This window comes from Moorena sp. SIO2C4, assembly GCF_010672485.1.
Classification (GTDB): domain Bacteria; phylum Cyanobacteriota; class Cyanobacteriia; order Cyanobacteriales; family Coleofasciculaceae; genus Moorena; species Moorena producens.
Genome location: NZ_JAAHGN010001101.1, coordinates 1 through 2,431, shown reverse-complemented (window position 1 = coordinate 2,431; position 2,431 = coordinate 1). Strand labels below are relative to the sequence as shown.

The window sequence follows — 2,431 nt, the reverse complement described above, 5'->3', positions numbered from 1 at the left end:
TGGCCTTTGCCTGTAAGTTAAAAGCTAATAGCACCTCAAGTAGCGTGCGCGTAGCGCTAATCGCTGATAGCTAATAGCACCTCAAGTAGCGTGCGCGTAGCGCTAATCGCTGAATGCTGATAGCTGATAGCTGATAGCTGATAGCTGATAGCTGAAAGCGCTAATCGCTGAATGCTGATAACTGGTGTTGATACTCGCGATTCTTTAGTATGTTATTGAAATTAATTTAAGTATTCAGCGGTCAGCGGTCAGCAGTCAGCGGTCAGCGGTCAGCCTTCAGCGGTCAGCCTTCAGTGGTCAGTGGTCAGTGGTCAGTGGTCAGTGGTCAGCCGTTGGCCTTTGCCTGTAAGTTAAAAGCTAATAGCACCTCAAGTAGCGTGCGCGTAGCGCTAATCGCTGATAGCTAATAGCACCTCAAGTAGCGTGCGCGTAGCGCTAATCGCTGAATGCTGATAGCTGAATGCTGATAGCTGATAGCTGATAGCTGAAAGCGCTAATCGCTGAATGCTGATAACTGAAAGCTGAAAGCTGATAGCTGAATGCTGAAAGCTGATAGCTGAAAGCTGATAGCTGATAGCTGAAAGCTGATAGCTGATAGCTGATAGCTGACCTTAATTCTCATCTAGATAAAAACGGTAAAACAAATAATCATCTCGGAAAGGATGATCATCTGCAACATGATGAATAATACCTCGATTAATCAGTATCTGTCCAACAGTCACTGCGTCTTCCCGAGTAGAATTACACCGTTTTACCAACCAATCTACGGCTTCTGACCCCACAAAACAGCATCCATAGCTATTGAGACGATAGCGACGGTCTTTAATTTCCAACCCTCCTGGTTGACGCATTTCCTCGACCAAGGTTTCAATGTCCAGTGTTACCATATCCTCTTGCAAAGGAGCGGTAGGGTAAGAGTCTAGATCTACCTCATCCATCGGCTCTAGGAAACCTGAAACTAAGGAATCCTGGGTGGGCGGCTCAGACTGATACCCATTAGGAATATAGAGTTGGTTTTCTGGCGGTTTTGGCTGACGCTCCCCCAGCCAAGCCATGAGCAATTTCTCTAACTGAGGCGATCGCACATGGAGGTCCCGTTGAGGAAATGGTATATGGATATCATAGCGACGCAGACTTTTCTCAATCCGGTAGTTGAGGTCACTCTTGATTTTAGGCTGTCGCTTGGGGTCTCCAGTCCAGACCAACAGCTCAAACTTGAGGGAACTCTCACCAAATTCCTGAAACCAAACTTGGGGATAGGGCCTCAGTAACACTTCCGGGTGACTCTTGGCAGCTGCCAAGAGTGCCTTCTTGACCTGCTCCACATCAGAGCCATAAGCCACTCCTACTGGAATCTTGAGCCGGGAAATCGGGTTACCGTGACTCCAGTTAATTACCTCAGTTTCTAAAAAGCGGGCATTGGGCACAATTATTGTGACTTTATCCAACGTGCAAATTTCTGTACTGCGGGAACCAATTTGCTGCACAGTTCCCACTAAATCGTTTACCTTAATAAAATCCCCCTGTTGAATCGGTCGCTCTAGGGTGATAATTAAGCCACTGATAAAGTTGTTAGCAATATTTTGCACACCAAAGCCAATCCCCACCCCTAAGACACTAGCAAAAATGGTTAGGGAACTCAAATCCAACCCAGAACTTTGGAGTATGATAATCATGCCCAAAAACGTCAGGACATACTGGGTCAGGAGAGCAATCACGTCTTGCACCCCTGAATCAGCGCCAGTTTTACCCAAGATGTAATGCCTGAATAGCCTGGTGAGGGCACTAACCCCAAACCATAGCACAACGGTTAATACCACCAACAGCAGCACTTGGATCGCAGAATATTTGCTTTCTCCCGGACCAATTACAGGAGACTTGAGGAAGTTTAACAGTTCATAACGCCAACTGCGAACTTGGGGAAATAGATCACTAATAGTTAAGATAACTGTAGTCCACAGGATAACCTGTAAACCTAACAGGGCTGCCCCGAGAAATAATTTGGCTGGGTCGTGCCAAGGGAAAAAAGGAGAAGCGGGATTCCCTAGCCAGGAGGTCAGTTTCCGCAAGGCAAATTGCCTGAACAAGCGTAACAGCAAGTACAACAGGATTAACAACACCAGCACTATGCTTGTAAACCTTACTGCCTGACGACTATAATCTGGCATGCGCTGTTGTTTGCCCTGCCGGATTGCCCTTTCAATCAGCTTCTCCCATTTCTCGGCTTGCTCAAGAGGATCAGTATCAGGAATTTGATCTGCCTTGGTAATCGTGACTATAATGCGCTCGGTAAACTTGGTACGAAGAATCCCCTCGTTTTGCCCGACATATTCAATGTCCACATATTCAGGTTTTTGTAGAGATTTCACCTCCTTTGCTAACCGCTGATTGATCAGCTCGGCTCGCTCAGTAGCGCTAAAGTTGCCAGCGA

At 46.7% G+C, this 2,431-nt stretch carries 2 protein-coding genes; both read right to left on the bottom strand.

Annotated elements, in window-relative coordinates; genetic code table 11:
• Window positions 1-493 precede the first annotated feature (493 nt).
• Window positions 494-622, bottom strand: a complete 129-nt coding sequence (locus F6K20_RS34230) for a hypothetical protein (protein WP_287253235.1) — start codon at window positions 620-622, stop codon at window positions 494-496.
• Window positions 612-2,431: mechanosensitive ion channel domain-containing protein (locus F6K20_RS34225; RefSeq protein WP_287297760.1), on the bottom strand; the 1,820-nt coding region annotated here is incomplete at its 5' end. The genes F6K20_RS34230 and F6K20_RS34225, both read right to left, overlap by 11 nt.

Bases quoted from the DNA above. Each gene is read 5' to 3' on its own strand.
- F6K20_RS34230 (WP_287253235.1), bottom strand. From the start codon at position 622: ATGAGAATTAAGGTCAGCTATCAGCTATCAGCTATCAGCTTTCAGCTA.